Annotated in this window: 15 protein-coding genes; 5 read left to right on the top strand and 10 right to left on the bottom strand. The window is 47.0% G+C overall.

Annotated features, from left to right (window positions below; all coding sequences use genetic code 11):
- Window positions 1-2 precede the first annotated feature (2 nt).
- The 9 genes from ABD014_RS20430 to nagA all read right to left on the bottom strand — a co-directional run bounded on the left by ABD014_RS20430 (window position 3) and on the right by nagA (window position 10,050).
- Window positions 3-1,682, bottom strand: coding sequence for a glycoside hydrolase family 13 protein (locus tag ABD014_RS20430; RefSeq protein WP_343864303.1), 1,680 nt, complete (start codon window positions 1,680-1,682; stop codon window positions 3-5).
- Between the two features lie 162 nt (window positions 1,683-1,844).
- Complete coding sequence (locus tag ABD014_RS20425; protein ID WP_343864301.1) at window positions 1,845-2,030, bottom strand: Spo0E family sporulation regulatory protein-aspartic acid phosphatase; 186 nt, start codon at window positions 2,028-2,030, stop codon at window positions 1,845-1,847.
- A 201-nt stretch (window positions 2,031-2,231) separates the two neighbouring features.
- Entirely contained in the window at window positions 2,232-3,647 is a 1,416-nt protein-coding gene (locus tag ABD014_RS20420) for a helix-turn-helix domain-containing protein (RefSeq protein WP_343864299.1), read from the bottom strand.
- Between the two features lie 310 nt (window positions 3,648-3,957).
- Window positions 3,958-4,848: an aldo/keto reductase gene (locus ABD014_RS20415; RefSeq protein WP_343864297.1), complete on the bottom strand. Its 891-nt coding sequence runs from the start codon at window positions 4,846-4,848 to the stop codon at window positions 3,958-3,960.
- A gap of 238 nt (window positions 4,849-5,086) precedes the next feature.
- The gene (locus ABD014_RS20410; protein WP_343864295.1) at window positions 5,087-5,890 is read right to left on the bottom strand and encodes a DeoR/GlpR family DNA-binding transcription regulator; all 804 of its coding nucleotides are present in this window, start codon (window positions 5,888-5,890) and stop codon (window positions 5,087-5,089) included.
- An 84-nt stretch (window positions 5,891-5,974) separates the two neighbouring features.
- Entirely contained in the window at window positions 5,975-6,904 is a 930-nt protein-coding gene (locus ABD014_RS20405; protein ID WP_343864293.1) for a 1-phosphofructokinase family hexose kinase, read from the bottom strand.
- Window positions 6,901-7,767: a class II fructose-1,6-bisphosphate aldolase gene (gene fba / locus ABD014_RS20400; RefSeq protein ID WP_343864291.1), complete on the bottom strand. Its 867-nt coding sequence runs from the start codon at window positions 7,765-7,767 to the stop codon at window positions 6,901-6,903. The genes ABD014_RS20405 and fba overlap by 4 nt, the downstream gene beginning before the upstream one ends.
- Window positions 7,768-7,820: 53 nt before the next feature.
- Complete coding sequence (locus tag ABD014_RS20395; protein ID WP_343864289.1) at window positions 7,821-8,780, bottom strand: ROK family protein; 960 nt, start codon at window positions 8,778-8,780, stop codon at window positions 7,821-7,823.
- Between the two features lie 40 nt (window positions 8,781-8,820).
- Window positions 8,821-10,050 (bottom strand): N-acetylglucosamine-6-phosphate deacetylase, encoded by a 1,230-nt coding sequence (gene nagA / locus ABD014_RS20390; RefSeq protein ID WP_343864287.1) that lies wholly within the window; start codon window positions 10,048-10,050, stop codon window positions 8,821-8,823.
- A 256-nt stretch (window positions 10,051-10,306) separates the two neighbouring features.
- Between nagA and ABD014_RS20385 the strand changes: the two genes are divergently transcribed.
- The 5 genes from ABD014_RS20385 (at window position 10,307) to ABD014_RS20365 (ending at window position 16,614) form a co-directional block, all read left to right on the top strand.
- Window positions 10,307-11,356, top strand: a complete 1,050-nt coding sequence (locus ABD014_RS20385) for an SIS domain-containing protein (protein ID WP_343864285.1) — start codon at window positions 10,307-10,309, stop codon at window positions 11,354-11,356.
- 889 nt (window positions 11,357-12,245) lie between these two features.
- Complete coding sequence (locus tag ABD014_RS20380) at window positions 12,246-13,793, top strand: spore germination protein (RefSeq protein WP_379338689.1); 1,548 nt, start codon at window positions 12,246-12,248, stop codon at window positions 13,791-13,793.
- A 20-nt stretch (window positions 13,794-13,813) separates the two neighbouring features.
- Window positions 13,814-15,016 (top strand): Ger(x)C family spore germination protein, encoded by a 1,203-nt coding sequence (locus ABD014_RS20375; RefSeq protein ID WP_343864283.1) that lies wholly within the window; start codon window positions 13,814-13,816, stop codon window positions 15,014-15,016.
- Window positions 15,017-15,022: 6 nt separating this feature from the next.
- Window positions 15,023-15,271: a hypothetical protein gene (locus ABD014_RS20370; RefSeq protein ID WP_343864281.1), complete on the top strand. Its 249-nt coding sequence runs from the start codon at window positions 15,023-15,025 to the stop codon at window positions 15,269-15,271.
- Between the two features lie 5 nt (window positions 15,272-15,276).
- Window positions 15,277-16,614, top strand: coding sequence for a GerAB/ArcD/ProY family transporter (locus ABD014_RS20365; RefSeq protein ID WP_343864279.1), 1,338 nt, complete (start codon window positions 15,277-15,279; stop codon window positions 16,612-16,614).
- Between the two features lie 92 nt (window positions 16,615-16,706).
- Here the strand turns inward: ABD014_RS20365 and ABD014_RS20360 are convergent, their stop codons facing one another.
- Window positions 16,707-18,137 (bottom strand): aldehyde dehydrogenase, encoded by a 1,431-nt coding sequence (locus tag ABD014_RS20360; RefSeq protein WP_343864277.1) that lies wholly within the window; start codon window positions 18,135-18,137, stop codon window positions 16,707-16,709.
- Window positions 18,138-18,153 lie beyond the last annotated feature (16 nt).

Genomic DNA, 18,153 nt, shown 5'->3' with positions numbered 1-18,153 from the left:
TGTTAATGTAACTTGTAGACGAGCGCTTCATAAGGCCTCATCACAAAGCTATAATTCAGGCGGCTGTCATCCTGCTCATAATTGGATAGTACAATATGGCGCTTATACGCGCCCAGTTCCTGAGGTATATTGAATTCCGGGGTATTTCCGTAGAAATTAAGGACGATCAAATAAACCTCGTCTCCCAGAGAGCGGGCATATGCGAATATATCCGGATGCTTATCCATATAGCTGCCGTATTTGCCGTATAGCAGCGTCCTGCTTGATTTACGCAAAGCGATTAATTTTTTATAGTAATTCAGTATAGAATCAGGATCAGTCAACTGCTGCTCCACATTAATGCAATGGTAGTCAGGATTGACGCGAATCCAAGGTACTACGCCGGAAAATCCGCCATGCGGGGAATCCTTCCACTGCATCGGTGTTCTCGCATTATCACGAGCCCGAAATCGAATCCTGCGCATCGTCTCTTCAATATCCTGACCATCCATCAGTCGTTCTCGATAATAGTTATAAATCTCAACATCCTTATATTCGCTAAGATTATGAAAGTGGACATTGGTCATGCCTATTTCCTGCCCTTGATAAATGAAGGGGGTGCCCTGCATCAACATGTAGAATGTGGCCAGCATCTTGGCAGATTCCTTGTGGTACTTTACGGGATCACCAAACCGAGACACGCTGCGTGGTTGATCATGGTTCTCCAAATAGAGAGCATTCCAGCCGACCCCGTCCAGTCCAATTTGCCACTTCTGCATAATCTGCTTCAGCTTATCTAGGCTCCACGGTCCACAATCCCAGCGCCCCTCTGGTCCAAAATCGAGACTGACATGCTCAAATTGAAAGATCATATTGAACGCGCCATTCTTCTCGCCTATCCACTTATCCGCTTCTGAGATCGGTGTCCCGCTCGCTTCTCCAACCGTCATGATATCGTAATCAGCAAAGGCTTCTCGCTTGAATTGCTGCAGAAATTCATGAATCCCCTCAACATTACGATGACCCGTCATCGCATCAACATAACGCAAATGCTTCGGATTCGGCATGTCCGGCAGTCCCGGCAGCTTCTTGATATGTGTGATAGCATCCACTCGGAAGCCGTCAATCCCCTTATCCAGCCACCAACGAATCATAGAGATTAACTCCTGACGCACCACCGGATTTTCCATATTAAGATCAGGCTGCTTTACAGAATACAGATGCAAATAATATTGCTCCGTATGCCCATCGAATTCCCATGCAGACCCATTGAACATCGATTCCCAGTTATTCGGCTCCGCCCCATCCTTGCCGTCACGCCAAATATAATAATTCCGTTTAGGGTTATCCCGTGAGGAACGGGATTCTATGAACCAGGGATGCTCATCTGAAGTATGATTCAGAACCAGATCCATTATGAGCCTGATGCCTCTGCGATGGCACTCCTCCAGCAGCTCATCGAAATCCTCCATCGTCCCGAAATCATCCGAAATATCGTAATAATCGCTAATATCATAACCATTATCATCATTCGGAGATTTGTAAATGGGGCAGATCCAGATGACATCGATCCCGAGAGCCTCTAAATAATCGAGCTTGGAAATAACCCCTTGCAGATCGCCGATACCATCTTCATTGGAATCCATGAAGCTTCGGGGGTAGATTTGGTATGCCACAGCCTCTTTCCACCATACTTTACGCATTTTGTGCCTCCATAATTGCAAACATTAGCCGATAATATGAATGTCAGATCCTTTAGAGTCAACCTTTTCTGAACACGCACTTTAATATTCTGCCCAATGCGAAATGTATAGAAACTCCTGTAAGTTCGCATTCCTGATAAAACAAAAAAGAAGCCATTTTGCTCATGCAATCGGCTTCTTCTTCTGAGAGTCATAATACCTGACTTTATTATATTTATTTATCAATTCATCGAGCTCTATAGATTGTTCAAGCACGCGCTTGTCCAACAAACCATATTGCGCTGCCAGTCGGTTTAATTCCTCTCGTTCCTGCTCAATAATAGTTCTTATAGTCTCTCTTCTAATCACTGTCAATCACCCTATGTTATATTTTAGGGTGTGTTGCTAAATAATGCATATTGATCGTTTGTGCATACAATAAAAAATTCCATTTATGGTTAAAAAAATAAAGAATCGGCTCAAGTTGAGCCGATTCTTCTTAGGATCTAACATTAATCTTAGTAACCAGCGCCATGAGTGAAAGCTGTGATAACCCCTCCAACAACAACGCTAACGGAGAGAATGTGCATAGTCATCCATACTAAACTCTTCTTCATTGTCCCACGCCTCCTCACATAATTTAATATAAGCTTTTTGTTGCTCTTCAGTTGTATAGTCTCTGTAGAATTCATATAATATCATGCTGTTCGCCATCATGCTCTTACTGTTGATCTGAATAGAGTACTTGAGGCTATCCAGGGTATTCTTGATTCCCTCCGACAGCATCTTCTTCCGAAAACAGTAAATCGCATATTTCTGAAAAAATAAGGAACAGCGGAATGTATGAACTTGTTCTTTGTAAACAAACTCTTGTGAATTATTATCATCCTGACTCTGTTTACTAATGCGGAGATAGAACTTAATCTCATCCGAGAACTGCTGGAGATGCTCGTCCACGAAAAACTTATGCCGATTTGCTGATTCTAGTAAGGTAATCAAGCCTTCCAATACCTCGCTTGGATTCTCCTTCAAGAATTGAATGTATTCAGGAATTCTTGATACCTTCCCTTCCTTCACATCTATGGAGAGCAAATTAGCACGTGCGAACATCCTGTATCTTTCTACATCTACCGCCATATTCTGATCCGAGCTTTCGAACCAACTAAGATCAGCGTATTTAGCAATCCACTTTCTGGACTCAGTAAACATTCTTCGAAACTCATAACAGGCACCCTTATAGAGATAGCCTATACCATAATAATAGACCAATGATCGGGAAGGTTTGAAATCCGGCTTCTCCCAACGACGCTTAGTATAAAGGATCTCCGTCAGGTTACATAATTCATCCGTATACTTCTCGACTTCCTCCCAATCTTTATTCACATAGTACATTTCTACCAGCATTACTAATCCATCAAGAACCAGCGCTTCCGGTAGTCTGTGACGATAAGGGATAAATTGGGCCGCAGCAGTAAAATTCCGATGGTTATCCTTTTGATAGATTTGAAACAACCTGAAATAACTGATAGCTAGACGTTCACTATGACTTGACCTTTCACTCTCGATCACACATTGATACAGAAGAATAGCTGCCTTTTTCAGACCTTGTTCAAACATGATTTCCGCCGTTTCAAAAATGCCTGCTACCTGTTTAATATCTTCAATGAGGAGTTCAAGCACCTTTTGAATACAATCATGTCTCCGAAGCTCCGCGCAACGAAGCAGAAAGGGACGTAATCTACGCCAATGAGGAGCAGCTGATGCAAAGCTCTCATCCACATACATCTCATAAAAGCTGCCCTCCGGAAGACTCATAACATCGGTAATCAGATCCAATTGTCCAATCGATATTGGCCTGTTCCCGTTGATGATGCCGCTTAGGGTACCCACATTAATTCCGGATAGTTCAGCAAATTGATGAAGTGTTATCCCCTCCTTCTTGATGTAACTTTCTAATTCTGCGCGAATCGTGACGGTGGAAATCAAAAAGGATTCACCCCCTTATGGAAGTAATGACTAACCACAAATCCATAATATTGAAAAAAAACTATAATTTAATATTAAGGCTAATTTTGACATTGGTCAATTAAAAAAATCACGTTTTCGTCAATTTTTCCCAAATATTAAAGGTTTTTGTCTGTTTTTTATCGTCGAAGAATGCCTGCTCTCTATTAAAATAACAAAAGAATCGGTGCCACGTCATTACAACGATCACACCGATTCTTATAAATTCATGGTTCAACGAGTCGCGTCCCAGCACAAGCCACTCCTTGATTCAGTTCGGACAAACGCGGAACTATAGGAGCTGGGCTGCCGCAGCGTTGGACTCAACCTGCGCCGGATTCTTGCAGCCCGGAATTACAGCAGATACGATCGGATTCTTAAGACACCATGCCAATGCCCATTGGGCCATATCAACGCCCTGAGGAACCTCATTGCGACGAATTTCTTCTACCTCTTCCAGCTTGCGGCGAGTGTTCTCCGGATCATGGCGATGGCGTACGTCCGTATTATCGAACACAGCACCTGGCTTATACTTACCGCTCAAATATCCGCTAGCCAACGGTACACGTGCAAGCACGCCCAAATTCTGCTTCTCGCAGGACGGGAATACACGCTCTTCTGGCTTGCGATCCAATCGGTTATATACGACCTGAATCACTTGCGAATTCACTTTAGTGGATTGTTCAGTCTGATGCAGATTGTCATTGCTGCCGATCGAGGTGCCCAAATGACGCACTTTACCAGCCTGTACTTGCTTATCCAGCATCGTCCATAGATCATCATTATCGAACACCTGATCCGGACCCGAATGGAACTGATACAAGTCTACATAGTCTGTATTTAATGCTTTTAGAGAAGCATCCAGTTGCTTGAGAACATCGGCAGCATTGAATACATCTGTACGAGTAAAGCGCTCATGGAAATGATGTCCAAACTTCGTAGCAATCACCCAATCCTCGCGCCTACGGCGTCCGATATAATTGCCAATGAAGGATTCCGACAAATGGTCGCCATAGCACTCCGCTGTATCAATCAGATTGATACCGAGCTCCTGGCCTTTATCGAGAATAGCATCCACCTCATCCTGAGTAAATTGAATTCCCCATTCTCCACCGAACTGCCAGGTTCCGATGCCGATCACGGATACGTCCAACCCTGTCTTACCAAGTGTACGATATTTCATATTACCCCTCCTGAGTGAATACTGATTTACAAGAACATATTGACTCTACTGGATCATACTCCAAAAAACCTTATTTTTCTATATCCGTAGTTTAGAAAATCACGTCTTTTTCTATGCATTTAGGCAGGATAACCCACACAAATGAAAAAGGATTGCCTGATGGCAATCCCGCTGTTTATATTGTCCCACTCTAACGAAATTAGGTATCGCTATTGAAGACAAACGATCTGTAGTTTCGTTAGCTGCGACCCGACTGCGTTTCACTCGCTGCGATATGAACTTCAATCTGGCGTTCCCCGCATTCAGGCATGCTCCATCCCTCTGGCAACCGATTTGTAATGATCCCTGTAACTTGGCAGAGCTGAACAATCGTGAACAAAGCCGATTTCTGCAGCTTGCTGTCATCGAACACAGCGAAAACCTGACTGGAGCGTTCAATAAGCTGTTGGGCGATCCGCGACTCCAGCTCGGAATGCATCGTAAATCCATGCTCCTGAGACACCCCGTCCACACCAAGGAACATCTTCGTAATGTTGATCCTGCCAACTACACTCTCAGCCAGCGGCCCGATTAATTCATAGCTCTTCGTACGCATGACTCCGCCTGTCACAACTACTTGAATCTCTTCCGCATCGACCAGTTCGGCAGCGATATTAACCGCATTGGTAACAATCGTAATATTGCGATGCTTCCTCAGCTCCTTGGCGATTAAGAACGTCGTCGTGCCACCAGTAAGACCGATCACATCGCCTTCCTCAACTAATGAAGCCGCCATACGGGCAATCCGTTCCTTATCCTGAAGATGGGAGAAGCGCTTATCAGCAAAGGACACCTCGGAAGTCATCGAACGATCTCCATCATAGATGGCACCGCCAATCGTACGGATAATCTCTCCCGATTTCTCCAGAGAGTCAAGATCGCGTCTGGCCGTCGCTTCCGAGCAGCCTGTGGCTTCGATGATTTCCTGGATCGATATTTTACCGCTCACTTTGATCAGTTCCAGAATCTTCGCTCTGCGAAGTCCGGTCTTAGAAATTTCCATAGCCTTCTCCTCTAATACACTTATGGTCCGTCAACAATTCTAACATAATTTTGGAGGATGAAGGACAAGAATGCAAGCGGCAACTTACAGCGGCACAACCTTCACTTGATGAAGATACTGCTTAAACACATCATCCTCAAAATGCCCTGCTCTCTCCGACATTGCGTTGGCCGCAGCCGCAGTCGTTGCGATACGCAGCCTGTCCACCGGCGCATCCCCACGCGCCTCCGAGAATGCCATGCCAGCTACAAAGGAATCTCCACAGCCTACTGTATTCACCGCCTGAATCGAAGGCGGAGTAATACGGAACACTTGTCCGTCGATAACAGCAATCGTTCCTCGCTCGCCCAATGTGACACATACCTGTGAAATACCTTCGTCGAACAGTTTCTTAGCCGCTTCGATGGATTCATTCTCGGTTAAACTCACTTTACCAAGCCAAACGGCCAATTCATGCTCATTCGGCTTCACAAAATGCGGCTTCGCCTCGATTCCCGCACTGAGTGCAATCCCGCTTGTATCCAGGTATGCCCGTGCTCCTGCTTCCTTCACAATACCGATCAATTCTGCATACAGTTCAGCCGGGGCTCCCGGGAGCAAGCTTCCGGACAAGACGACAATGCTTGAATTCCTCGCCAGTTCAAGCAAATCCTGCTTGAGCTGTACGAGTTGCGCCCGTCCAACTACCGGACCTTGTTCCAGCAGCTCTGTAGACATCCCATTGGCCTCATCCATGATATTTAGACATACGCGTGATTCCCCGGTGGCGGGAATGAATGCCGTATGAATTCCTCGAGCTTGCATCCCAGTCTCAATGAATGCCCCATTGTTGCCAGCGATAAAGCCTGATGCTGTCACCTCACCGCCTAATAACCGTATCACCTTAGCCACATTGTTCCCCTTACCACCCGGTTCAGCAACTTGCCGAGCGACCCGGTGCACTTCACCAGGAATGAACGAGGGAACATAATAGGTTTTATCAATCGCCGCATTCAAGGTGACAGTGGTGATCATTTTAAAGTTCCCGCCTTACCGATGCATCCGCATAATTCCATCTTCTCAATCGCCAGACGTTTCACGGCTTCTTTTGCCGGAACCATATATTTGCGCGGATCGTTCTCTTCAGGGGACTTAGCGAAGACTTCTTTGATCGCATCAGAGAATGCAATTCTCAGTTCTGTCGCTACGTTCATCTTGGACATACCGAGTGAGACCGCCTTGCGTACCTGCTCAGCCGGAATACCCGATCCGCCATGAAGAACGAGAGGTACCTCTACCTTCTCTGCAATCTTGGCAATTCTCTCAAAATCGATGTTAGGCTCCCCTTTGTAAATACCATGCGCTGTACCGATCGCTGGTGCCAATGTCAGTACCTTCGTCCGTTCAATGAATAATTGGCAATCATCCGGATCAGCCAGCATTGCATCGCGTTCATCTACGACGATATCATCTTCTACACCGCCAACCTTGCCGAGCTCAGCCTCCACATTCACACCTGCCGCGGCAGCAACCTCCATGACACTAAGCGTACGCTGTATATTCTCTTCAAAAGGAAGCATCGAAGCATCGATCATGACAGAGGTATAACCCGCCCGGATACATTGAATAATCGTGGCGAAATCTGTGCAGTGATCGAGATGCAGAGCGATAGGCAGGCCAGTCTGGTCCGCTGCAACCTTAGCTGCAGCTGCAATATATTCAGGTCCTAAATGCTTAACAGTCCCCACAGTTGATTGAATAATCAGCGGGGAACTGGTCTCGCTGGCAGCCTCGACAACAGCCTGCAGCATCTCCAAAGTATGAACATTAAAAGCGGTAATCGCATAACCATTCTCTCTTGCTTGCTGAAGCATGGAAGTAGACGAAATAAGTGGCATAATAAGTCCTCCTAAATTTATGATTGAATTGGTTTGTATTGATATGATTAGGTCTAGATGTCACTACGTTTAAGTGCCCATAGAGCACTTCCGATAATGCCGGCATGGTCATTCAGTTCAGCCGGCTTAATGACGAACTGGCCGATATAATCCTGAAGCAGCAGGCGATCGAGCTCCTGTCTTATCGGGGTAAATAGCGCTTCCCCGGCCAGTGCTCCGCCTCCGCCAATCACGATGGCATCCGGCGAGAGCAACGGCACAGCCCAGGCCAGTGCTCTGGCGAATGTCTTTCCTGTCTGGGCCAGAACATCCTGAGCCAGTGCATCACCAGCATCACTGGCTTTGGATACGGCGCTCGCCGAAATATCCGCTGGATCGGGAAGCCAATCCTGAAGCAGGCTCGATTCTCCCTTTGCAATCCGGTCTCGCGCTTGTCTGGCAATGCCAGTTGCCGATACAACCGTCTCCAGGCAGCCTATCCGGCCGCAGTTGCACAGGAAATCCACATGCTCTACAGGAACATGCCCGATCTCCCCGGAGATATAACGATGCCCATAATGCAAGCTGCCGTGCTGTACAAACGCCGAAGCCAATCCTGTACCGATCGTAACGCCGTATACATAGTCATAACCTCTGCCTGCTCCAGCTACCGCTTCTCCATAGACATACATGCGCACATCATTATCGATATAGACCGGCTTGCCGGTAAGCTCGCTTAACTTGGAAGCGACTGGAATGTCGCGCCAGTTCAGATTGACTGCTCTCATACTGACGCCTTGCACCGGGTCTACCAGTCCGGGGATTCCCATCCCCACCGAGATACATTGCTCCTTGGGTATGCCAGTCTCTTCTATTAGTTGTTCAATCGTCTTGCCGATCTTCACCAGAATGGCCTGGGGGCCCTCGTGCGCGGCGGTAGGGTACTTCCGCTGGGCGACGATGCTCCCGTCCTCAGCAACTAATCCACAGACGATATTGGTACCCCCCACATCGACTCCGATGGCATATCTCATAGATGAACTTCGCTCCCTTCAACGATTCATTTGCTAGGTTCTAACGGCTTGTTGCATCGTAGACCCGATGCCCCTGAACATAGGTCTGATATACTTGAAACTCCTCATCGATGATGACGATGTCCGCATCCTTGCCCAGTTCGATCGTTCCCTTCCGATCCTGTACGCCAATCTGGGTAGCTGGATGAATGGTCAGCGCAGGAACAATGTCAGCAATCTCCTTGCCGGTAAATGCTACAGTTCTGGATAAGGCATCAATCATAGTTAGCGAGCTTCCTGCCAAGCTTCCTAAAGATCCGTCAGCCAGCTTCAAATGAACCTGACCGTTATGCATCAGAACCGGGAGCTTGCCGAGCAAGTACTCTCCATTCGGACAGCCGGCAGCGCACATGCTATCCGTAATCATGATCACCTTACCCTCTGGCTTGATGTCAAACACCCATTTGACCAAATCAGGATGAACATGATAGCCATCGCAAATTAGTTCCACCGCTAATTCATCCAGCATAAGCGCTGCGCCGGCAACGCCAGGTTCCCGATGATGCAGCGGACGCATGCCATTGAACAGATGGGTAACCTGCGTTGCTCCCCACTCCACGGCCTTCTTCATCGTCGCGTAATCCGCATCCGTATGAGCCAATGAGACCGTAACCCCTCTACTAACTGCGTGTATGATCACTTCTTCTGCAGAACGAAGCTCAGGGGCAATAGCCATCAGCTTGATCGTCCCTTGGGAAGCGGACCAAAAGCTCTCAAATTCCTCTATGGACGGTTCACGAAGATCGTCAGGATTCTGTGCTCCACACCTTGTCTGATTTAGAAATGGCCCTTCCAAATGGATCCCCAGAAGATGAGCGCCGTCCGGCTCACGATCAGAGTCTTGAACCGTACCGCCCGCCGCCTCCAGTGCAGAGATGATCTCCTCATGCGATGCGGTCAACGTCGTCGCCAATAATGAAGTAGTGCCTCTAGAAGCATGGAAACGACACATCCCATACAGCTCATCAGCGCTCCCCTTCATAACGTCGTATCCTCCGCCGCCATGAACATGCAAGTCGATGAAACCAGGCAGCAGCATCCTTCCTCCCGCATCAAGCTGAATCCACGGCTCTTCGGCGATGACCATTTGTCCGCTGCTCTCTACTCCACTTCCATCACCGCGATCTATGCCGACAATCTCTCCATCCTTGATGAATAGGCTTCCGTTGTTAATCCAGCCGCGGGGCGTAAGGATCCGAGCGTGATGAATTTGAATCGAGCTGGACTTCATAGATGCACCCTCCCCATATCATTGATGTGTATTTTGATTGATTCGATCATTTTATGATTATAATATTCTTGTTTATGGAGTAAATCAATATATTTTTGATTATAAATTGATTTTATATTGAATATTATGATAAAAAATTAACTTTTATGATTTATATTTATATTATTTTGATTGAAATAATCATTCCATTGATATAAACTGTCCTCATAAGCTATGAATGATCATTCGAATTAATTTATAGGAGGTTTAAGCGTCTATGAGCTTGACTTATAGTGAAATCAAGCAGCAATACGCTGCCCTGCAACAAACCTATGATTACATGATGGGCCAAAGACAAAGTATTATTGACTTCATTCAAGCCCAGGCTATCACTTCAATCACCTTCGTCGGTTGTGGTTCAAGCTATTGTCTTAGCCGCTCCGCTGCGATGTCCGTCACCTTGCGGACTGGCTTGCCTGCTTATGCGCTGGCCGGGGGCGATCTCATGCTGAATTATGAGCAATACCGCCCTATGCTGAGAAATACACTTCTCGTCGCCCCTTCACGCTCCGGTAGCACCAGCGAAGTCGTCGAAGCTGTTCGTCTGCTCCGCGAGGGTAATGACAGCAATCTTCCGGTATTATCCCTGTCCTGCGTCAGCGACTCACCGCTCTCGAAGCAGTCCAATTTTGCCTTGGAACTACCTTGGGCATTCGACCATAGTGTCTGCCAGACCCGGACAGTGACTAATCTGTATATGGCCAATCTGCTGCTTGGCGCATTCTTAGGCGAGGATGATAAGCTGATCGCAGATCTTCAGACCGCAATTCATCAGGGAGAAGCCTATATGAATACCGTAGAGAACAGCATACGCAGCGCAGCTGATTTCAACTGGTCCAACGCGGTTCTGTTGGCGGATGGAGAACTGCAAGGTCTCGCTTCTGAAGGGGCTATCGCTTTGACGGAGATCGCCAAGATTCAGGCTCATTCCTTCCATCTGCTCGATGTACGACACGGTCCAATGGTCACTATAGGCGAAGATACTTTGGTGATCGCCGCACTCTCCGAGCATGGAACGGAGCACCAAAGCAAGCTCATGCGCGATATTAAGAACAGAGGGGCACAAATTATCGCCTTCGCGGACCAGGCAGAAGTCATCCCCTCTGAATACGTTGACCTTGCCGTCGTTTCCAAGAACAAGCTCGACCCAGCGGCACGCGGTATTCCATTCATTTTCATTCCGCAGATCGTTGCCCTGAGTAAAGCTGAGCAATTAGGTATCGATCCGGATCAGCCAGATGGACTGGTTGCCTGGGTTAAGCTATAATCCATCGAACTTTGAGAAAAATATGATATGCAAAAAAGCAGGCCGGGAATTGAAACTCCTTGGGCCTGCTTTTTATTTTGTCGGACGAACGATCGCCCTTGGACTATAGTTTATCGCTCACTCTCATTGGCAATAATGATTGCTAATATAACGTAAGAGGGTGAACACCATGCGCATGCGTAAAAGAAAAAGCCTTCATCAAATAAAAGCATCCTCCGATTCTGCCGACCAAAAGTCTGAAAAAACGCCGGAAATGCGGGAGAATGATAGATCTTCTGAGAACCAAGCGGATCAAAGTAATAACCAAACGGCGAATGCGCAAGAAAATAATTCAAACCAGGAAAGCCAAGATAGCCAGAAAAATCAGCTAATTCAGGATAGCCAGAGCAATCAGGAGACACTGGACATTCTTGAACTCGGGAATGCGCAAAATGCACAAGGGGCTCAAACCGATCAAGGTTCACAGAAACGTGAAAATGAGCAGCAAACAACGCAACAAAATGAAAACTATAAAAATAGTCAGAACAACTTAACAAATAATGATAGCAATATTCAAAATAACGATGGTAATAGTGGAAGCAATAACAGCAATAGCGATAGCGATAGTACCGCCGCCAACAACAGCAACAACAACGGTAATAGCAACAGCAGTAATAGTAAAAGCGATAGTTCCACTAACAGCAACAGCAATAGTCACTCCAACAGTAACAATGGTAATAGCAGTAGCAACGGTAATAGCAGTAGCAACGGTAATAAAAGCAACACCACTGAAGGCGGTAAGAGCAACAATAACAACAGCAGTTCTAGCAGTAACGGAACCCTGCAGACAAAGAACCAGCAGAACCAACAGAACCAACAGAACAATCAAAATTCCCAGCAAACACAGCAAATAGAAACAGACCTTGATTCCAAGCTTCCGCCAATCGATAAAAGTCTGGATAAAAATGTTAAGTTCATTGAAAACACACTCGGCAGCAGCACTGATCTGATTATAAGAAAATTTCCTTTCAGCCCGGCAAATGACCAGCTCATCGCAGTGCTATTCATCGATGGGCTGTGCGACGGTTCAGTCGTTAATGATTATATTATGGAACCGATAATGCAGCCTGAAGGGAAGGCTCTGGCTCAGCTCGATAAGGAGAAGATTGACACTTCTAACGTACTCCAACTGATTAAGGATCGTGCTCTCACCTTCGGCGACATTCATGATCTGCATGATTACAACACGCTGTTCCATTCCCTGATGTCCGGCGATGCCATCCTGTTTGTAGATGGGGAGGCTGCTGCTATTGCGGCCAGTGTCCGGGGGTGGAGAGATCGCGGTGTCTCCGAGACCTCATCCGAGAACGTCGTCCGCGGTTCGCGCGAAAGTTTCTCCGAATCTCTCCGCACGAATACGGCATTGGTACGGCGCAGGATTAAGGACCCCACCTTATGGATGGAATCACGGCAGATTGGCCATGTCTCGCGGACAGATGTTGCGATTATGTACATTAAAGGTCTCGTTAACGATCAGATCGTTCAAGAAGTGAATGCCCGACTGGACCAAATCGATATCGATTCGATTTTGGAGACTGGGTATATCGAGGAATTGATTCAGGATGAGACAATGACTCCTTTTCCAACGGTTTATAATTCGGAGAGGCCAGACGTCATCGCCGCCGAATTGTTGGAGGGGAAAATCGCCATTTTCGTCGACGGCACTCCCATTGTGCTGGCCGTACCGGCCCCCTTCGTCTCCTTCATGCATGCGGCGGAGGATTATTACCAGCGTGCCGATATCAGCAGCTTTATCCGAATGCTAAGGTATTTAGGTCTCGTCATCTCTCTGCTAAGCCCCTCCTTCTACATTGCGGTGACGACGTTTCATCAGGAGATGATTCCGACCTCCTTATTGATGAGCCTAGCTTCGCAACGTGAAGCAGTGCCTTTTCCAGCCTTCATCGAAGCGCTTTTGATGGAGCTGACCTTCGAGATCTTGCGCGAGGCCGGCGTACGGATGCCCAAATATATCGGAGCAGCAGTCTCCATTGTAGGCACTCTGGTCATAGGCCAAGCCGCCGTTCAAGCCGGGTTCATCTCAGCTGCTATGGTTATCGTTGTGTCTCTTACGGCGATCTCCAGCTTCGTGCTGCCTTCCTACAATATGTCTATCGCTTTCCGTATGCTACGATTCCCTCTCATGGGATTGGCCGCTTCATTCGGGTTGGTAGGCATTTTTGTCGGATGTACGACGATTATTTTGCACCTTTGCAGTCTACGCACATTCAGTGTTCCGTATATGACTCCGTTCGGTCCGTTCGTTCCAAGCGATAATAAGGATACCCTCCTGCGGCTCCCGCATCGCTTCATGATTACGCGTCCACGGCTTATCAATCAGAAGAATATCCGGCGACAATCTCGAAACTCGGGACAGAAGCCTCCTAAGCCAAGATAGAAAGGTGGCCTACCAAGGCTATGAAGAGATCTACAGCTTGCCTGCTTCTACTTCTTATAGCGTCTACACTCTTGACAGGATGCTGGAATCGCCGCGAATTGAATGAAATTGCCATTGCCGTCGGACTGGGTCTGGATACGGACGGGGATGGATATCTGGTATCTGTTCAAGTTGTCAACCCCGGTGAGGTAGCCAACGGCAAGGGAGGGGGCCAATCCCCAGCCACCTTATATAAGGCCACAGGCCACACGGTCTCCGAGGCTCTCCGTAGAATCAGCAATATCAGTCCGCGTAAAATATATGTCGCCCAATTAAGAATGGTACTGATTGGACAATCCTTAGCTGATAGCGGTGTTAGCGAAGCACTTGATTTCCTGCTGCGGGATCACGAGATGAGGACCGACTTTTATCTGGCGGTTGTAAGAGATGCATCCGCGGAAGACGCACTCAAGATCATGACTCCGCTGCAGAAGATCCCGGCCAATAAATTGTTCGCCTCGCTGGAGACCTCGGAGAAGACCTGGGCCCCCAGCTTGACGGAAACTCTGAATGAGATGGTCAGCGATCTTCTTAGTGACGGTAAACAGCCTGTACTTCCCGGAATTCGTATATTGGGGGACCCTGAGACTGGTGCGAAGAAGAAGAATGTCGAGGGAATCGATACACTAACACAGCTTAAATTTACAGGAATCGCAGCATTTAAGCGAGATAAGGTCGCTGGCTGGCTCAATGAAGACGAGAGCAAAGGTTACAATTTCATCCGCGATAATATTAAAACTACGATGGAACATGCCGAATGCCCAGATGGAGGCAAGCTCTCCTTCGAGGTTATCCGTTCCAAGACCAAATCGCGCGGCAAGGTTATCGAAGGCAAGCCGCAAATAGATATTAACGTTCAAGTTAACGGTAATATCGCTGATGTTGAATGTAAAGATCTGAACCTGTTAAATGTCAAAACGATCGAGATGATCGAAAAACTGCTGAATAAGCGAATCAAATCAATTATGGAAGACTCTATCCGTACCGTTCAACAGAAGTATGGCGTAGATATTTTCGGCTTCGGCGAGGTCATCCACCGCTCTAATCCGCGTGCATGGAAGGAACTAAGACATGATTGGGATGAGCGCTACTTCCGCAATCTGCCTGTAAACATCAGTGTATCTGTCAAGATACAACGACTTGGTACGATTAAGGATTCTTTTCTGAAAAATATGAAGGAGTAGTCTACTATGCTCTACAGTTTGATGATTCTGGGGGTAACCGCGCTGATTATACGTTTCGATGTCCCCTACCTAATCAAGAGCAAATATACCAAAGATCTATGGGTATTCTCTATCCTCTTGCTCATTGGCATCACGATGAACGTGATCGTAAATATATTCCAGAATATCCCTACACCGCTTAATGCGTTGACAACCTTGCTCGCTCCGCTCAATCATCTGTTGGAACATATTGGGCTAATCCAGTCTCAGAGGTGAAATAGATGAACAAATATAGCCAATCCAACATATCGGCACGACAGCTGACGACCTTGACCGTCTTCTTCACCATCGGCAGCGGTATACTCATCGTTCCATCCAGTGTGACTGCGATAGCGAGGCAGGACGCGTGGATCGCTTGTCTTGTAGGGATAGCTATCGGAATTTTGATACTGTGCATGTTCAACCTGCTAACTAAGCTTTATCCCCAGTTAAACCTAGTGCAGATGATGGAGGCGATCTTCGGCAAATGGTTAGGCAAATTGGTCGCTTTATCAGTCGTAGTGAGCCTATTTCTAACCGGTCCAGCCCCGGCGCTCTATTACACCGGTAATTTTATAACGACGCAGATCATGCCAGAGACTCCAACGCAGGCTATCAACATTCTATTTATCGTTGTGATTATCATGGGTGCAAGGCTTGGACTTGAGACCATCGCCCGTTCCTCCGAGCTAATGTTCTTCCCATTTGTTATCCTGTTCATCTCATTTGTCATCCTTATCCTGAACCAGACGCAGACAGAAAATATACTTCCGTTGATGGAGGATGGGATGAGGCCGATTTGGTCCGGCTCGCTGGATTTCATGGCGACCGTCTTGCTGCCGCATATCACCTTGCTTATATTCCATTCCTCCGCGGTAAATAAGCCTAAGGAAGCACGGAGAGCTCTGCTCATAGGGAGTGCTATGGGAGGGCTGGCCATCACTCTGATCGTTGCTCTATCTATATTAGTCTTCGGGCCAGACATTATTACCAGCAGCATGTACCCGAGCTATCTATTAGCACAAAAAATAAATATCGGCAATTTCCTGCAGCGGATTGAAGTCATTATGGGAATTATGTGGTATACCACGTTATTCATCAGAGTCGCGATATATATTTTTTTTACAGCTATCAGCTTAACTTATATATTCAATCTGCGTAACTATCGTCCTTTGGTTATGCCCCTTGGTATGATCCTGGTGAGCCTGTCAGAGATTGCCTACCCTAATGTCTCATTCCAGCAAAGCTGGGATAGCACAACATGGATATCCTATACCATGGTACTGTCTGTATTCTTGCCAATTGTCATGCTGCTCACTTATATGATCCGTAACATGGCAACTAACGGAGCCATTGCATCTAACTCATCGAATTCGTCGAACTCACAAAACTCCTCGAGCTCTTCAGAATCGTCCAGTTCATCAGGGCCATCAGACTCATCGAGTTCGTCGAATTCATCAATGGCATCGAGTTCTTCAAACTCGGCAGGGAAATCCGACTCTTCGGGTTCATCGGGTTCATCAAACTCTGCAGATTCGTCGGACTCTTCGAGTTCATCAGATTCGTCAGGTTCACCCTAGTGGATCGGCTTCTTAATTCGAAAACATTTCTTACACTGTAAACATCAAAATGGCCGCTTGCCTGATCTCATTCAGACAAACGGCCACTGTTGTTACTTCAGAAACCTCTTCACAAGTCCTAATTTCTTGTCATTGTAAGGTGGGAACAGGAAGCTCGGATTAATTCGTGTCGGCCTGTTCAGCACACTCTTCTTATGCGAGAAGGCATCGAAGCTGTGCCGCCCATGATAGGCTCCAATTCCTGAAGAGCCAACTCCACCGAATGGGAGATAGGGACTGACTAAGTGCATAATCGTATCGTTCACACATCCTCCTCCAAAAGATACTGTACTCATTATCTGCTGTTCAATCTGTTTATCATTCGTAAATAAGTACAGCGCCAACGGCTTCGGTCTGGAGTTCACCGCCTCAATCACCTGATCCAGATTATGATATTCCAACACCGGCAGGATTGGACCGAATATCTCATCCTCCATCACCTTGTCGCTCCAACTCACATCATCAAGCAACGTAGGCGCAATATATAGATCCTCCCGGTCTGTCTGCCCTCCTGCTGCTACAACAGCCCCTTCCAATAGTCCGTTTAGACGTTCCCAATGCGCTTGATTGACGATGCGACCATAGTCCGGGCTTAACTGTGGATCCGTTCCGTAGAAGGAAATGATATATTCCTTCATCTTCGCAATTAATGGTGCACGGATGTCCTTATGAACAAGCACATAGTCAGGGGCCACACAGGTTTGCCCTGTATTCAAGTATTTCCCCCATACAATTCTCTGTGCTGCTACATCCAGATTTACGTTCTTATCGACGATACATGGACTCTTGCCTCCAAGCTCCAATACGACCGGGGTGAGATGCTCGGCAGCGGCCTTCATCACAATCTTGCCGACCCGCACGCTCCCCGTGAAGAAGACCATATCAAATGGAGCCTGCAGTAATGTAGAGGTAGTCTCCTGACCTCCCTGAATGACCCGTACATAAGACTCATCGAAGCATTCGCTAATTAATTTGGAGATGACCGTTGAGACATGCGGCGTATATTCTGAAGGCTTGATTACCGCACAATTTCCAGCCGCAATCGCCCCAACCAACGGGTCCATCACGAGCATGAATGGGTAATTGAATGGCCCAATGATTAAGGTCGAGCCGTAAGGCTCCGAATATATATAGCTTCTAGATCCAAAGTGAACGAGCGGGTTACGAACGCGCTGCGGCTTCATCCACTTATGCAGGTTCTTCATCACATAACCAATACTGTCGTACAAATACCCAATCTCTGTCGAATAAGCCTCAAACTCTGACTTGCGTAAATCCTGATGCAAAGCTTGAATAATCTCACGCTCATGCTGCTGGACAGACCGCTTCAATGCTTGCAGCTGCTGCAGCCTGAACTCCAGTGATCCGGTCTTTCCCCTGTTAATGATGCTCTTCTGCTGGTTAAGAAGTTGTATAACCGTCTCAGGATTTAACTCCGCCATTTTACTCACTGCCCTTCTTAGCGTATAATCCACTATCTTCATATTACATTTCCCGATT

It is taken from the genome of Paenibacillus motobuensis (genome assembly GCF_039521865.1).
In the GTDB taxonomy this organism is placed as follows: Bacteria; Bacillota; Bacilli; order Paenibacillales; family Paenibacillaceae; genus Fontibacillus; species Fontibacillus motobuensis.
This window is presented reverse-complemented; position numbering and strand designations above follow the sequence as displayed.